This is a genomic window from Spiroplasma endosymbiont of Halictus nicosiae (assembly GCF_978018445.1).
Genome location: NZ_OZ389573.1, coordinates 48,400 through 64,077, shown reverse-complemented (window position 1 = coordinate 64,077; position 15,678 = coordinate 48,400). Strand labels below are relative to the sequence as shown.

Below are 15,678 nucleotides of genomic sequence, written 5' to 3'. Positions count from 1 at the left end.
TTTTAGTTTGTCAAATTTAATTGATTCTGTTATAGTCATTTTAAAGTTCCTTCAAATTCTTTTCTTCAATTAAAGTATCAATATATTCATAAGCACTTTCTTCTGAATGACATTCTTCTAATGCTTCATTAAATAAATCTTCTTCGGTATAAACCTTACCATCTTCATCTTTTCACATATTATTCACATCCTTTTTATTTAATATTTTCATTTTCTAAATCAATAATTACTGTTGGATAATACTTTTCATTTTTAGCAGTTATTTTTGCTTCTTCAAAAGTAGAAAATGAATATGTAGTTAAATATTCATTTTTAATAATTAATAAGTATCTTTTAGTCATAATTTATTCCTCTGAATTCTTTTTATTTACAATTAAATTTTCTAATTGATAAATTTTTAATCAATGTTATTCACATAATATAATTTCTTTTTTATAACCTAAATTTCACTCTAATTTATCACCAATTTTTTCAATATAATTATTTCCAAAATAAGCATTTTTATTATTACAATTAATTTTTTAACATTTCATAGGTTAGTTTCTCCTAATTTTGTTTTCCTAATGCTCAATGCTCATCAGTCATATCTTCAAATGATACTGGATAACTTTTAAGCATTAATTCTTGTAATTTATTTTTTTGATCGCATTTTGAACAATAACCTCAATATCTTTGTTTAAGACAAGTTTTATTTAACTTTTTCATATTTATTTAATTCCTTACTATTTTCTATTCTTGTTCTTTCATTAGCACGCTCAATTTTTTTCTTATGTAATTTCTTTTTACTTAAAAACTTTCAAGGTTTTTTATTTAACTTTTTCATATAAACCTCCTAAATTACTCCTTTAATTTTTGGGTCAATTTGTAATATTCTTCAACCATCTGATACTAAATCTAAAATATCGTTAATTTTGTAATGTTGCATATAAGAAACAATAACATCTCATCTATTTTTAAATAAATTTAAGTACATTTTGGCTCATTCTAAACATTGCAAATCATAATGATTTTTATGATGTGAAATATGACAATTAATAGGCTGACAATTAACTCAATCAAATGATGTTGTTATTTCATTCCAAGTTTTATTAATATATTTACTTTTATATTCTGTCATTATAATTCCTTCTAGTTTTAACTCGCTGGCACTCACTCTCAAGTGAAAGTGCCAAGCGAGAATTAGTTATATAAGTATTTATCTATTTATTTACTACGCCATCCGCTTCACTGGGGGGTGAGCGGGGGCGGTATGTTAATTATTTGAATATTTAATAATACACAGTTGTTTTTTAAATATTGACGCCAGACATATATATGTCTTCCTTTATCCGTGCCCATTTGTGCTTTCGCTCTGGGATTTGACGCTCAGTTTTTGAAATTAAATTTACTCGCACCCATGCAAAGGACCGAATGCTAAACGCAAATTTAATTGTTTGTGTCACCATCTCAATATTTATTGTCGTTTAATGTTAGCCTTGGACACATCACGACTATCGCTTAGTTCTAATGAACCAGCGTCGATTTACATATTTCCTCATACACTGTTTCAGTACTCGCCTCGGCTGGCTGTGAGAATGAGTATAAACTCATGTTCTTATGGAAGCACTTAGTTATTTAAAATAACCGTCCCACTCTGCATTAAGTTGTTTTCTAAAATTTAAGTTTTAAAAACCCAGTTTCTCAATCAAAGATAATTTTTGAATTTTCTAAACGTTTATAAAACCGCTTTTGTGTTTTATCTTTTACTTTATTCAATAAATCTTTATATTTTTCACAAGTTCATAAAACTTTATTTGATAAAAATTCTTCGGTAATGAATGATATTACTTTATAACAATCATTAACATCACATATTTTTTGTTGCTTAATTATCATTACCTACTTTTAGGAGTTGTTTTATTTCAAATAAAAAAACAACCCTTTAATAAGAGTTGTTTTGTTCTAATTGGTTTACACTATACAATATGTTAATTGCTTCTATGTTAAAACTTAATAATCAAATTAATGATGAGAAAGTTGATAAAACTAATAAAAATAAAGAAAAGATTGAATTTAATATATTTAATTTAAATCAATTTCAAAATCAATTTTTATCTTTATAAAAAATAAAAAACCTTTTAAAATTAGCAATAACTTTAAAAAGTATTTTTTAGTATGTCAAAATTTATAATTTTATAAATTATTTTTTCAACTAAAAATTATATTTTTTAAAAAAAGTTGAATTTTTTATAAATTTTGTTATCATTTAGTCATAAGTGAAACTTAATTTGTTTCTAATTACTTAATTTTATTAAAAACCTAAGAATAATGAATACTACCTACTTTTTATTAATTTTAACATATTTAATATCAGAAAAATAAAATTTCTAAAATTAACTTTTTAAAAATTAATATTTCCGACGTAAACGCTCATTATCGCGTTGCTTAATTGTTTCTCGTTTATCATAATTCTTCTTCCCACGAACTAAAGCAATTTCTAATTTAGCATAATTATTTTTAAGATATAACTTTAATGGTACTAATGTTAAACGTTCTAATTTAATTCGTTGCAAAATTTTTTTAATTTCTTTTTTATGCAAAAGTAATTTTCTAGTCCGATCAGCATCTGATATATATGATGTTGAAAATTTATATTGAGCAATTATCATATTGATAACAAAGGCCTCATTTTTTTGAATAATAACAAAGGCCTCATTAATTGATACATCATTATTACGAATTGACTTAATCTCACTGCCTGTCAAAACAATACCAGCTTCATAGGTTTCAATAATTTCATAATTATACCGTGCTTTTTTATTAACTGTAATTGTCAACATTAATATCAACTCCTTAATCAACTAGTTCAAAATCAATTTGCCGTAATTTTTTACTTGCTTTCTTTACTCTAATTCGTACTTTTTTCCCTAAAAAATATTCTTTTCGTTTCCGTTCTCCAATTAATTTTAAACTTTTTTCATCAAAAACGTAATAGTCATTTTTTAAATCAGTAATATGAACCAATCCTTCAATTGTATTTGGTAATTCAACGAAAATTCCAAACGAAGTAACTCCTGCAATAATGCCATCATATTCATAGCCAATTTTATCTTCCATATATTCAGCTTCTTTCATTTTGTCAACTTCTCGTTCACATTCCATTGCCCGTAATTCTGCAAGGGATGACTGTTGACTAGCATGACTAACAAAAGTTCGCGTTTGTTTTAAATCAGTAATTTTAACTTTTCCTTGAAATAAATATTCTTTTAATAAACGATGAACAACTAAATCGGGATAACGCCGAATTGGTGAAGTAAAGTGCGTATAACATCAAGATGCCAGTCCAAAATGGCCATCATTAATAGCACTATATTTAGCTTTTTCCATACTTCGTAATATTAAAGCTGAAATAACTTTAAAATTTTCCTTATCCTTTAACTTATTTAAAATTTTCTGTAAATCTTTAGAATGAATATTTTCTAACTTACCTTTAATATTTAAACCTAAATAAGATAATTGCGTATACAAATCAAACAATTTTTTTGGTTTTGGCTTATCATTCACACGATAAACAAATGGCAAATCCATTCAATAAATTGTTTCGGCTACCGTTTCATTAGCGCGAATCATAAAACTCTCAATCAATTTTTCTGCATCAGCACGCTCTCGCACAACAATATCTTTAATCTTACCATTTTTATCAACAATAAACTTTGGTTCATCTAAATCAAAATCAACAACACCATCATGTTCTTTTTTTAAAACTAAAATTTGATATAACTGTTGCGCTAAAAGCAACATTTGAGCAATTTCACCTGAGATTTGATTTTTTTCTTGGCAGAATAACTTATTAACTTCATCATAAGTTAATTGCGCTTTTGAAATAATGACAGCTTCATAAATACTAGAATTAACAACATGTCCCTGCTTATTAATTTCCATTTCACAAATTAATGTTAATCGTGATTCAAAAGGATTTAACGAACAAATCCCATTACTTAATTTTCCCGGTAACATTGGAACAACCCGGTCAATTAAATAAACTGAACACCTTCGGTCAAAAGCTTCTTTATCAAGATAACTATTCTGTGGAACATAATGTGCAACATCAGCAATCGCAACCAATAATAAATAATTACCATTTTGATTTTTTTTAACTAAAATAGCATCATCAAAATCTTTTGAATCATTCCCATCAATTGTAGCAAACATTTCTGCTTGTAAATCACGGCGTGATTTATCTGCTAACATTCTTGCAACATCAACATCTTGTTTAATTTGATTGGCTTCATTTAATGTTTCTTCATTAAATTTAGTACGAATATTAAATTCATGTAAAATAGCCAAAACATCAACACCGACTTGATTAGTATTACCAATAATCTCAATGATTTTAACTTGTATTAAATTGTTTTTACTATTAATATTTGTAATGATTCCCTTTACAATTGTATTTTCAATTGCATCAGCTAAATTAATAATTTCAGCATGATATTGCGTTAATTTATTATTTAAAATTTCTAAATATTTTTGTTGATGACGATTCTTTTTAATAACTCCAACTACATATTCATTATTTCGCTTCAAAACTTTAATTACTTGTGCTTCTGCTTTTTTAGAATTATTATCATTTTTTTGTTTTTTTAAAATAAACAAAACTTGATCTTGGTCTAAGGCATTATTTAAATCATCTTGTTTAACATAGTATTCTTCTTGGTTTTCACTAATTTTAATAAAACCAAAACCTTTTTTATTAATGCTAATAACTCCTCGTAAATAAATTTTTGGATCAAAATAATAGAACCGATGTTGTTGTGTGACCCCAATAATATTATCATTTTCTAATTCAAGCAAAACTTTTAACATCATTTTATTATCATTAATTTTATTAATATCTAATAACTGTGCTAATTCAATCGTATCAATTGGTTTTGTTTGTTTTTTTAAAATAGCTACAATTCGATCATGCATATACCTTTCCCCCTAAATGAAAAAAGAGACATTTTTAAATCTCTTTTCAATTAATGATATTTTTAAAGATTTAATTATTACAATAGAACTTTTGTTAATAAATTTATCAATAATGTAATAATTAATAATGTTGAACCAAATGCTAACATAAAAATAGATAATGTTCGATCTAACCCACGTTCTTTACTATTAGCAAATAATTCATCATTACCACCATTTAAAGCACTTAACCCTGTTTGTGCTTTTTTGTTTTGTAATAAGCCAATAATAATCATAATAATTGATACAATTAAAGCAATTATTTCAAAAACATAAATAATTGTATTGACTACTTGTGGTTCAATTGCTAAAAACATCATACTTGATAGGTTCATTAAAACATCCCTCTCTAAATTAAATTATATTCTTATTAATAATACTATAAAATTACTAAAATTATTGTATCTTAAATTAATTTTAATTATTTTTTTCAAGGTTGCTTAAATAATAATAAATTCCTCCGGTATTATTGCTGCTAGCTACATCGTATGCTAAATTTAAAATCGGAGTTGGACTATGTTCCATTGCAATTGAATAAGGTAAAATTTCAAACACAGAACGGTCATTATAATTATCACCAAAATATAAAACATTCTTTAATTTAATTTCACCTCCTTGCCTTTGATTTAAAATATCAATTAAATGTAAAATTGCTTGCCCTTTATTTGAATTACCATGTACAATATCACATCCATATTCAGACAGTGGTTCAACATTAATATTTAAAACTTGTTTTAAAGCTGTATACATTTCTTGAAACATTATTTTGAATTAATGCTTTGCAATAATTTTATTGGCTATTCTAATATCATCAAAGCAGAATGGTTTTACTTGCTTCATTCCATCTAAAAATGCATCTGGTTTTGATTTAATTTTTAATAATTTTTCACCCGCACAATATAAATTATGATCATTTTGATATGAAATTGTAAAATCACATTGATATTTTAATAAAATATCAATTACAATAACTAAATCCGAAACTGGCATTAAATTGCTATAAATTGACTTATTGTTTTTAGTATCATACACTAAAGCACCATTAGCACGAATAACATATTGACAATAATCCTTAATTTTTAATTCTCTTGTGTAATTATCAAAACCAAGAGGCATTCGTCCTGATGCAATTGATACAGAAATCCCTTTTGCTTGCAATGCAAGTAATTTATTTTGAACAAGAGTTGATAATTCTTGCTTATCAGTAATCAATGTGCCATCAACATCAGTAACAATTAATTTAATTTGATTACCATTAATTTTTAACATGACAATCTCATCTTCTATTTTAATATTGTCTTATAAAGATAATCAGCAATTCCTGCCGCATTATTATCTTTTGCAATTACTGCAAAAGCAACTTCTTTTAATTGCGGTGTAGCATTGGCTAATGCAATTCCATATTTTGAATTTTTAATCATCTCATAGTCATTCATTTGATCACCAAAACACATAATTTCATCTGAATCAAGATGGTGATTTTCTTTATGTTTAAGTATTTCAATTAATTTTAAAATTCCCTGTCATTTATTAACATTTTTAAGAATAATCTCAATAAACCCATATCCCGTAACTTCTGTCCTTAATGTTTTACTGACCGCAATTTGTTGTCGTAACCAATTTTGTTTTTGTTCATCATGACAAGAAATTACAACCTTACGCATTTGCGGAATTTCATTTCAATCTAAAACAATTGCTTTAATGTCAGTATTACGAAATAAAAAAAGATCATCTTTAATAATGCTTGATTGTGAAACATAAGCTTCTTGTTCATTAAGTGGTGCTAAATAAAAATCATGACCAAATTCTCGAACAATATTCATTGCTCATAATGTATCTTGATATGAAATTATTTCATCATAGACATATTCTTTTGTTTTTAAATTTAAAATAGCCCCACCATTAGCACCAATAACATACGGACAATGGTCAAGAATTCCTAATGTTTTTGCATAATCAGATAAACTACTAGGAACCCGTCCTGAAGCAATCGTTACTAAAATACCCATTGCTTGAGCCTTTTTTAAAGCCTCAATATTTATAGTTGGAATCTTTTTGTCTTTATCAGTTACTAATGTTCCATCAATATCACACACGATCATTTTTACTATCATTACATTGCCTACCTTCTTTTAATATTACTTAGTTTATCATATAAGTAGTCTCAGATATTATCATTCTATCATGTTTTATTTTATATTTATAATTAAGAAAATTAAAACAAAAAATCTCAAAAAAAAGATTTCTATTTTCGTATCTAACTAATAGGTTCAACTTCATCAGCAAGAATTTTAACAAATTCTTGTTCAACTTGCAAAATTCCACCAGCAATACTTAATTTATATTCTTTATTATTAACTTTGTATGTCATTTCAGATGGAACAATTGATGAAACAAGAGGAATATGACCATACAAAATACCCATATATCCCGTAATTGTTTTCACTGTTATAATATCAACTAAGCGATTAACAATGACACCCTGTGGTGTAATAATTTTTAAACTAATTTGATTCGCCATTTTAATTATGTTTTAAAGCTTCGGCGGCTTTAACAACCTCATCAATTGTTCCAACATATAAGAATGCTTGTTCTGGTACATCATCATATTTTCCTGCTAAGATTTCTCTAAAAGCACGAATTGTTTCTACTACAGGGACATATTTCCCTGTTTTTCCAGAAAACTTTTCAGCTACAAAAAATGGTTGTGATAAAAAGTTACGAATTTTTCGTGCTCTTGCAACAGCTAATTTATCTTCATCTGATAATTCATCCATCCCTAAAATGGCGATAATTGATTGTAATTCTTTAAACTTTTGGAGGATTTCTTGTACTCCTCGTGCTACTTCATAATGTTCTTCACCAACCACTAATGGGTCTAATAATCGAGACGAACTTCCTAATGGGTCAACTGCTGGATAAATTCCTAATGCTGCAATTTCACGGTCTAAGACAACCTTAGCGTCTAAATGAGCAAATGTTGTTGCAGGAGCTGGATCAGTTAAATCATCCGCTGGCACATATACTGCTTGGACAGAAGTAATACTTCCTTTTTTTGTTGAAGTAATTCGTTCTTGTAATGCTCCCATTTCGGTTGCTAATGTCGGTTGATAACCAACTGCTGATGGCATCCGTCCTAATAAGGCTGATACTTCAGAACCAGCTTGGGTAAAACGGAAAATATTATCAATAAATAATAAAACATCTTGGTTTTTATCATCACGGAAATATTCAGCAATTGTTAATCCAGTTAAAGCAACTCGCATACGAGCTCCTGGTGTTTCATTCATTTGTCCAAAAACCAAAGCTGTTTTATCAATAACACCATCTTCAATCATTTCATAATATAAATCATTACCTTCTCGTGTTCGTTCACCAACACCAACAAAGACAGAAATTCCTCCATGTGCTTTTGCCACATTATTAATTAATTCTTGTACTAGTACTGTTTTTCCTACTCCAGCACCACCAAACAAACCAATTTTTCCCCCCTTTGCAAAGGGAACTAATAAATCAACAACTTTAATGCCTGTTTCTAAAATTGCAGCTGTTGTTTGTTGTTCTTCATATGATGGTGCTTCACGGTGAATTGGACGCATTGTCTTTGTCTTTGGCTGTGGTTTTTCATCAATTGCTTCTCCAAGAACATTAAACATACGCCCTAAAACCTCTTCACCAACCGGAACTGTAATTGGCGCTTTTGTATCAATCACATCCATTCCCCGAACCATTCCTTCTGTTGGTCCTAAGGCAATTGCCCGTACGGTGTCATCACCAATATGTTGAACAACTTCTAAAACTAACTTTGTACCATTATTATTAACCGTAATAGCATTATATAATTCAGGCAAATATTCTTCCGTAAACCGTACATCAACAACAGGTCCTAACACCTGTACTACTTTTCCATTTTTCTCCATTTTTTAACCACCTCTTAATTTTCTTGCGCACCAGCCCCAGCAACAATTTCTGTAATTTCCTGTGTAATTTCTGCTTGACGCTTACGGTTATATAATAACGATAATTTTTTTAACATTGCATTTGCATTATCTGTTGCATTTTCCATTGCTACTCGCCGTGATGCTTGTTCTGAAACCTGTGATTCAACGATTGATGAAAATAAAATGGTATTTAAATACATTGGCACCGCATTTTCTAAAATCGTTGCTGGATCTGGTTCAAATTCGGTAATAACATTAATGTGTTTTGGTTCTTCTTGTTGTGTTACCTTAATAATTGGTAACAATTGTAAAATTGTTGGTTCAAAAGTTACATTATTAATAAATTTTGTATAAGCAATTTTAATTTCATCATAAGTATTTCCATTAAAACCAGATAAAATTTCTTGTGCAAACTCACGTGCATCATCATAAGAAAAATTAATATCAATATCTTTTCTTGTTTGCATAATTTCATAACCTTTATGGGCATAAAATGTTTCTGCTTTAGAGCCGATTGCAATAATACAATCACTTTTTCGTAATTGTTGTAACACCAACTTATTAATATTAATATTATAACCACCACATAAACCTAAATTTGAATTAACAATGATTCAACAAGTACATTTACTATCTTTTATGCCATCTTTTTTTTGATAAATTGAATCATCTGCTTTACTAATGATATCATTAAAAACAGTATAAACTTCAGCAAAATATGGTTTTGAATTAGAAATTCGTTTACCAATTTTTTTTAATTTTGCTGTCGCTACTAATTTCATTGCTTGTGTTATTTTAGATGTTGAAGTAATTGAAGTAATTTGTTTTTTTAAGTCTGTTCCGACTGCCATTTTGTTCTTTTAACCTTTATTGTCCTAATTTTTTCCACTCTTCAATTTGTCCAAACATTTCTGGTTTATAATCAGCAATTTTATTGGTAATTTTTTTAACAACATTAATAATTTCATTATCAATATTAGTCATTAAGATATCGCTATAGGCTTTGGCTTTTGCTAATTCAGTATAGTATTTTTTTGCTTTTATATTAAAATGTTCAATTATTTCTTCTTTAAATTCTTGAATTTTATCAACTGGAATTCAACGAATTCTTTTTTTCTTAACTGCTAATAAAATGATTACTTGGTCAATTTGTGAAAGCGGTGAATATTGTTTTTGTTTTAAAATTTCAATTACTCGTTTTCCATGTTCTAATACTTCTTTTGTCGAATCATCCAAATCAGAACCAAATTGAGTAAAGGCTTGTAGTTCACGATATTGTGCTAATTCTAATTTTAATGAACCAGCAACTTGTTTCATTGCTTTAATTTGTGCTGTTGACCCTACTCGTGACACCGATAATCCCGCATCAACCGCAGGGCGAATTCCAGCATTAAACTGATCATTATTTAAGAAAATTTGCCCATCAGTAATTGAAATAACATTAGTTGGAATATATGCTGAAATATCACCCGCTTGTGTTTCAATAATTGGCAAAGCAGTAATACTTCCGCCTCCATATTCTTTTGTTACTCGCGCGGCGCGTTCTAATAACCGACTATGTAAATAAAAAACATCACCAGGATATGCTTCACGACCAGGTGGACGGTGTAATAATAGTGCCATTGTTCGATAAGCAACAGCATGTTTTGAAAGATCATCATAAATAATAATAACATTTTCACCAGATTCCATCCATTCTTCACCAATAGTAACACCAGTATATGGTGCTAAGTATTGTAATGGCGCTAATTCACTTGCTGTGGCTGAAACAACTGTTGTATATTCTAATGCACCAGCAACTCGTAATTTTTCGACAATTTGTGCAACAGTTGATGCTTTTTGCCCAATTGCAACATAAATACATTTTACATTTTTCCCTTTTTGATTTAAGATGGTATCAATTCCGATTGCTGTTTTTCCTGTCTGGCGATCACCAATAATTAATTCTCGTTGTCCTTTCCCAATGGGAATCATCGCATCAATTGTCATAATTCCCGTTTCCATTGGTTCATCAACTGATTTTCTAGTCATAACACCAGGTGCAATTCGTTCCACAGGACGTGTTTTTATTGCTTTTAATGGTCCTTTCCCATCAATTGGTTGTCCTAATGCATTAACAACACGGCCTAACAACGCATCACCAACTGGCGTTTCAACAATTTTTCCTAATCGACGAACTTGATCACCTTCACGGATTGTTGTATCGTCACCCATTAAAATGGCCCCAACAGCGCCTTCTTCTAAGTTTAATACCATTCCATAAATTTCATTCGGAAAAATTAGCAATTCACTCATCATTGCATTGTCAAGACCATCAATTAAAGCAATTCCATCACCAACTGTCACAACAGTTCCTTCTTCATGAATTTCAATTTTTTTACCATATTCTTTAATCTGTTTTTTAATTATTTCGGAAATCTCATTTAGATTTAAAGCCACTTTTTCACCCCATCTTCTATTTATTATATATTGCTTTTTGACGCATTGTTTCTAATTGTCCTGCAATTGAACCATCAATAATTTCGTGCTTAATTTTAATCCGAACTCCGCCTAATAAAGATGGATCAATTTTGTTAACTAACTCAATATGATAGCCAAATTTTTTACTTAATTTTGTTTCAATTGTTGTAATTTGTTTTCTTGTTAATGGTTGGGTTGAATAAATATTTCCATATTGAACATCATAACTGATATTTATTAATTTTCTTAAACTTTTAAAAATTCTTCTAACATAACAAAAAGCTTCACGATCAATTAATAAAAAAAGTGCATTTAAAATTAACGGATCAATAACTTTTTGAAATGGTTTTGCTAAAATGTTCTTTCGTTCTTCTTTTGCAATGTCAGCATTCATCATTAACTTAATATAATCTGGTTCTTGTTTAAATAAATCTACGATTATATTACTAACTTCTAAAAAATGATCAATTTTTTTTGTTTCAAGCGCCAAGTCCATTAAAGCAGCTGCATAATTATCAATAAATTTTTCACTAACTAACATAACTTACTACTCTAATTCTTTGATAAACTCTTCTACCAATTTTTCATTTTTTTCTTTATTAATTTCTTTGCTTAATAATTTCTCAGCTGCATTAAAAGCAACATTAATAATTGATTTTCGAATATCATCATAATATTGCTCTTTTTCTTTTTGAATTTCTTTATGGGCCTGTTCATTTAATTGCATAACTTCAGCTTTTGCTGTTTCTAAAACTTGATGACGTTTTGCCTCTGCTTCAGTTCGAGCCGCAACAATAATACTATTTGCTTCTACCTTCGCTGTTGTTAACAATTTCGATGCTTCTTTTTGATCAATTGTTGCTTTTGCTTGTTTTTCAGCAGCATCTTGAATTAATTCTCGAATTTTATTGCGACGAGCCCGCATTGCTTTTCGAAATGGATTATAAACTCATTTTGATAATAAAATTAATAAAATAATTGTCGCAATAACATGCGCAATAAAAACCCATAGATTAGGAAATAATTGATTAATAATTTCTGCTGGTTCAATTGGTTTTGACATTAATCACATTGTCATAGACATCTAAGCCTTCTTTCCAACTTTTTTCTTTTCATTAACCAGTAACAAATGCTAAAATAATCGCAATAACTAATGCATAAATTGACCCTGATTCAGTAATCGCAGCAGCAATAATATATTGTGTTCTAACTTTACTTTCAACTTCTGGGTTTCGAGCAATTGCTTCAACAGCTTTTCCACCAGTATACCCTTGTCCAATTCCTGAACCACAACAACCAATGGCAGCTAATCCTGCACCCAATAATGACATTCCCTTTGTAAAACCATCATTAATTCCGGCCATAAATCATATTGTCATCATATTCGATAGCAAATCTATTGTCATAAAATTTATCATATTATAATTCTCCTCTTCCATAACAAATATATAATTTTATTTTAATCCTTTTTTAGCCATTTAAATTAACATTTTTAATTTTTTGTTCTTTTTTTAACTTAATTATTTTTTCGTTTTTATCTTTGGTTTCTGTTTTCATTTCCATTGCCCAATAGGCAATTGTTAAAATTGCAAAAATATATGCTTGAATTAAACCATCAAAAACATCAAAATAAATACTTAAAAAAGGTAAAAATACACCAGCTAATAAATCAACAGGCCCAATATAAGGAATCTGTCCTCAAATAAAGCTCATTAAAGCTGTGAATAAGGTAATAATAACTGTTCCTCCCAAAATGTTTCCAAATAAACGAAATGAAATTGAGATCAAAGGAACAAATTGGGTTAATAATTCTAATGGATTGACAAAAAACTTTTTAAAATATACTAGTTTTTGATATTTAATCCCAAAATAATATATTCCAAAAAAGGTAACCAATCCCATTGATAATGGGACAGTATAAGCTGTTGCAAGTGATTCAAACCCAACAACACTCATTAAATTTCCAATCCCAATATACAATAATAAGTATATAACATAAACTGTTAAAAATTTATATTTTGGTCCCATCAAATCAACAACTTGTTTTTCAACTCACTTAATTGTAATTTCAGCAAAAAGTACTAAACCAGTTGGAATATCGGTTGGACCAAGTTTTTTTAAGCGTTTATAATAACCTATTGATAAAAGCATAATAATAAAGGTAGTAATAACTATCGTTACTAATTGCGGTAATAAAATTGTATAACTTCATGCATCCATTCCACTTTTATTTGGATCAGGGATTAAATCCATTGCAAGAAATTGACCAAAGTTACTATTCATTGCCATTTTTTTTTTCCTTTCTGCGTTGATGAATGGGAAATTTAACATTTGAAAATAATGATGAAAATGGACATAAACTAATTCCAACAATTATTGTGTAAATACTAAAAAAACTAGTATTCTCAGCATAAATAACTATAGGTATAGCATAAATCACTAAGCGAACTAGGTACAATAAGATAAAAAAGTACTTATTTAAACTTATACTTAACAATCATCCAGAAAAACAAATGATTAAGAAACCTATAAGAGAAAACAAATATCCCAAAACTAATCCTGTGTATAAAGTTCAATCTCGTTTTAATGTCAAATAAATCATCGTCAATACTATTAGTATTCCCAAAAACATTATTAAACTTATTATTGACAGTTTATATTCTACACCTTTAAAATGGTTTTTTCAATTTAATTTATTTTTTTTATTTAGTTCCAAAAATACGGTCTCCAGCATCACCTAGACCAGGAATAATATAACCATGTTCATCTAAACGTTGGTCTAATGCAGCAACATAAATATCAACATCTGTATGATGCTCTTCAATACATTTTTTTCCTTCAGGTGCAGCTACCAAACATACTAATTTAATATTAGTTGCTCCTCATTCTTTAACTTTTTGAATTGCCACATTAGAACTGCCCCCTGTCGCTAACATTGGATCTAAAACTAAAACATTTGCTTTATTAATATTTTCTGGTTTTTTGGCAAAATATTCATGTGGTTCTAAGGTTTTTTCATCTCGGTATAATCCAATATGTCCAATTTTAGCGTTTGGGACCAAATTAATAATTCCATCGACCATCCCCAAGCCTGCTCTTAAAATTGGAAATAAAACAATATCATTTGCAATTTTATATCCCTTTGTTTTTGCTACTGGTGTTTCAATTTCAAATTCATTTAATTCAATATTTCGAAATATTTCATACGCCATTAATTGCGCAATTTCATCTAAATTTTCTTTAAAGACCTTTGAATTACTCTCCTTTTTGCGCATTCTTGTTAATTTATCCAAAATTAACGGGTGTTTTATTACAGTAAATGACATTAATTACTTTTCCTCCTTAATTTATTAGATTTTAACATAATTATAAAGATAATACCAAGATTTAATTTGTAATTACTTACATTTTTAAAAATAATTAAATAAAAAGAAATAAATTGAACTTTCAAACTTATTTCTTTTTTAATCTTTTATTATTTTCTTATCACTTGTAATGTTGAACCTGATTTTATCATTAGATTAATGTAATTAGAAGATGAAGGTGATTCTTCTGTAATCTCAAAACTATAAAATAATTTTAAGTATAAAATTGCAGTCTTGATATCCATTCAAACAACTCCCTTCATATAAAAATAACCTGAATATCATTCCTTATTAATAGTTGTTCTAAAATCATTTTTATTATCTAACATTACCCAATCAAATTCATTCGTAAGTACTTTTAAATCACTTGTAGGAATAAATAGTGCAAAATAATTTGGATTATTAATCTTATTATCATTAACTGTTATTTAAAAGTCAGGCAAACAAACGACAGAAAATGTTTTTAACTCATTTAAATTATTTATTCCTAACGCTGTTAAATTAACTTTTTCTGTTTTATAGTTAATTTTTGCTACTTTTTGTAAATTGTAAATGCAAATGTAGTACTTTATTGAAAAAGAATAAAGTGCTTTTTATTTTGTAAAAAATACTTATATTTATTGGATTAATCGTTAGATAGTATCTTTTACACTTAATAAAATATGTTTTTTCAGAAAAATCCATCCTTTCTTTTCTTAAAAAATTTTGAATAATTGTTTTATTTAGTTGTTAGTTAATTGTTAAATATAATTACTAAAAAATATATTTAATAAACAAAGAATTAAAAAAGATAATGAGATAAAAAAATAAAGATACTATCTAACGATTAATCCAAAATTCAATCTTTAAAACTTAATATTTTTTGATACTTAAAGATGGATAACTCATCTATGGCACGAAGCCTTAAAGAAAGTGTGAAAGCG

The 15,678-nt window shown here is 28.0% G+C and carries 22 protein-coding genes and 1 pseudogene; 1 reads left to right on the top strand and 22 read right to left on the bottom strand.

The window, feature by feature from the left end:
- Positions 1 to 40: 40 nt before the first annotated feature.
- The 6 genes from ACZ91P_RS00455 to ACZ91P_RS00430 form a co-directional block, all read right to left on the bottom strand.
- On the bottom strand, positions 41 to 178 hold the full coding sequence (locus tag ACZ91P_RS00455; RefSeq protein ID WP_465157505.1) for a hypothetical protein: 138 nt from the start codon (positions 176 to 178) through the stop codon (positions 41 to 43).
- A 16-nt stretch (positions 179 to 194) separates the two neighbouring features.
- Positions 195 to 341, bottom strand: coding sequence for a hypothetical protein (locus tag ACZ91P_RS00450; protein ID WP_465157504.1), 147 nt, complete (start codon positions 339 to 341; stop codon positions 195 to 197).
- Between the two features lie 205 nt (positions 342 to 546).
- A complete protein-coding gene (locus ACZ91P_RS00445) occupies positions 547 to 705 on the bottom strand; it encodes a hypothetical protein (protein WP_158613866.1) in 159 nt (52 codons plus the stop codon).
- Positions 689 to 823 carry a hypothetical protein gene (locus ACZ91P_RS00440; RefSeq protein WP_465157503.1) on the bottom strand — a complete coding sequence of 45 codons (135 nt, stop codon included), beginning with the start codon at positions 821 to 823 and terminating at the stop codon, positions 689 to 691. The genes ACZ91P_RS00445 and ACZ91P_RS00440 overlap by 17 nt, the downstream gene beginning before the upstream one ends.
- A 9-nt stretch (positions 824 to 832) precedes the next feature.
- On the bottom strand, positions 833 to 1,117 hold the full coding sequence (locus ACZ91P_RS00435) for a hypothetical protein (protein WP_465157502.1): 285 nt from the start codon (positions 1,115 to 1,117) through the stop codon (positions 833 to 835).
- 533 nt (positions 1,118 to 1,650) lie between these two features.
- On the bottom strand, positions 1,651 to 1,875 hold the full coding sequence (locus tag ACZ91P_RS00430; RefSeq protein WP_465157501.1) for a hypothetical protein: 225 nt from the start codon (positions 1,873 to 1,875) through the stop codon (positions 1,651 to 1,653).
- 104 nt (positions 1,876 to 1,979) lie between these two features.
- On the opposite strand from ACZ91P_RS00430, the gene ACZ91P_RS00425 reads away from it, so the two are divergent.
- Positions 1,980 to 2,102: a hypothetical protein gene (locus ACZ91P_RS00425; RefSeq protein WP_465157500.1), complete on the top strand. Its 123-nt coding sequence runs from the start codon at positions 1,980 to 1,982 to the stop codon at positions 2,100 to 2,102.
- Positions 2,103 to 2,387: 285 nt separating this feature from the next.
- Here the strand turns inward: ACZ91P_RS00425 and smpB are convergent, their stop codons facing one another.
- The 16 genes and pseudogenes from smpB to ACZ91P_RS00345 form a co-directional block, all read right to left on the bottom strand.
- Positions 2,388 to 2,819: an SsrA-binding protein SmpB gene (gene smpB / locus ACZ91P_RS00420; RefSeq protein ID WP_465157499.1), complete on the bottom strand. Its 432-nt coding sequence runs from the start codon at positions 2,817 to 2,819 to the stop codon at positions 2,388 to 2,390.
- A 13-nt stretch (positions 2,820 to 2,832) separates the two neighbouring features.
- Positions 2,833 to 4,950, bottom strand: a complete 2,118-nt coding sequence (gene rnr, locus ACZ91P_RS00415; protein WP_465157498.1) for a ribonuclease R — start codon at positions 4,948 to 4,950, stop codon at positions 2,833 to 2,835.
- A gap of 77 nt (positions 4,951 to 5,027) precedes the next feature.
- Positions 5,028 to 5,324, bottom strand: coding sequence for a preprotein translocase subunit SecG (secG, locus tag ACZ91P_RS00410; RefSeq protein WP_465157497.1), 297 nt, complete (start codon positions 5,322 to 5,324; stop codon positions 5,028 to 5,030).
- 82 nt (positions 5,325 to 5,406) lie between these two features.
- Positions 5,407 to 6,258 (bottom strand): annotated as a pseudogene (locus tag ACZ91P_RS00405) (HAD-IIB family hydrolase).
- 14 nt (positions 6,259 to 6,272) lie between these two features.
- Positions 6,273 to 7,103, bottom strand: coding sequence for a Cof-type HAD-IIB family hydrolase (locus tag ACZ91P_RS00400; RefSeq protein ID WP_465157496.1), 831 nt, complete (start codon positions 7,101 to 7,103; stop codon positions 6,273 to 6,275).
- Between the two features lie 143 nt (positions 7,104 to 7,246).
- Positions 7,247 to 7,510, bottom strand: coding sequence for a FoF1 ATP synthase subunit delta/epsilon (locus ACZ91P_RS00395; RefSeq protein ID WP_338990118.1), 264 nt, complete (start codon positions 7,508 to 7,510; stop codon positions 7,247 to 7,249).
- Between the two features lies 1 nt (position 7,511).
- Complete coding sequence (gene atpD / locus ACZ91P_RS00390; protein WP_465157495.1) at positions 7,512 to 8,909, bottom strand: F0F1 ATP synthase subunit beta; 1,398 nt, start codon at positions 8,907 to 8,909, stop codon at positions 7,512 to 7,514.
- Positions 8,910 to 8,923: 14 nt separating this feature from the next.
- Entirely contained in the window at positions 8,924 to 9,781 is an 858-nt protein-coding gene (gene atpG / locus ACZ91P_RS00385) for an ATP synthase F1 subunit gamma (RefSeq protein ID WP_465157494.1), read from the bottom strand.
- Positions 9,782 to 9,797: 16 nt separating this feature from the next.
- Entirely contained in the window at positions 9,798 to 11,369 is a 1,572-nt protein-coding gene (gene atpA, locus ACZ91P_RS00380) for a F0F1 ATP synthase subunit alpha (protein WP_465157493.1), read from the bottom strand.
- Between the two features lie 16 nt (positions 11,370 to 11,385).
- Complete coding sequence (locus ACZ91P_RS00375) at positions 11,386 to 11,931, bottom strand: F0F1 ATP synthase subunit delta (protein WP_348735607.1); 546 nt, start codon at positions 11,929 to 11,931, stop codon at positions 11,386 to 11,388.
- Positions 11,932 to 11,937: 6 nt separating this feature from the next.
- On the bottom strand, positions 11,938 to 12,468 hold the full coding sequence (atpF, locus tag ACZ91P_RS00370; protein ID WP_465157492.1) for a F0F1 ATP synthase subunit B: 531 nt from the start codon (positions 12,466 to 12,468) through the stop codon (positions 11,938 to 11,940).
- Between the two features lie 37 nt (positions 12,469 to 12,505).
- Positions 12,506 to 12,808 carry an ATP synthase F0 subunit C gene (gene atpE / locus ACZ91P_RS00365; protein ID WP_004028354.1) on the bottom strand — a complete coding sequence of 101 codons (303 nt, stop codon included), beginning with the start codon at positions 12,806 to 12,808 and terminating at the stop codon, positions 12,506 to 12,508.
- Between the two features lie 52 nt (positions 12,809 to 12,860).
- Positions 12,861 to 13,679: a F0F1 ATP synthase subunit A gene (locus ACZ91P_RS00360; protein ID WP_465157491.1), complete on the bottom strand. Its 819-nt coding sequence runs from the start codon at positions 13,677 to 13,679 to the stop codon at positions 12,861 to 12,863.
- Complete coding sequence (locus ACZ91P_RS00355) at positions 13,666 to 14,124, bottom strand: MG406 family protein (protein ID WP_465158938.1); 459 nt, start codon at positions 14,122 to 14,124, stop codon at positions 13,666 to 13,668. Before ACZ91P_RS00355 ends, ACZ91P_RS00360 begins: the two co-directional genes overlap by 14 nt.
- Positions 14,093 to 14,716, bottom strand: coding sequence for a uracil phosphoribosyltransferase (gene upp / locus ACZ91P_RS00350; RefSeq protein ID WP_465157490.1), 624 nt, complete (start codon positions 14,714 to 14,716; stop codon positions 14,093 to 14,095). The genes ACZ91P_RS00355 and upp overlap by 32 nt, the downstream gene beginning before the upstream one ends.
- 149 nt (positions 14,717 to 14,865) lie before the next feature.
- Entirely contained in the window at positions 14,866 to 15,084 is a 219-nt protein-coding gene (locus ACZ91P_RS00345; protein WP_465157489.1) for a hypothetical protein, read from the bottom strand.
- Positions 15,085 to 15,678 lie beyond the last annotated feature (594 nt).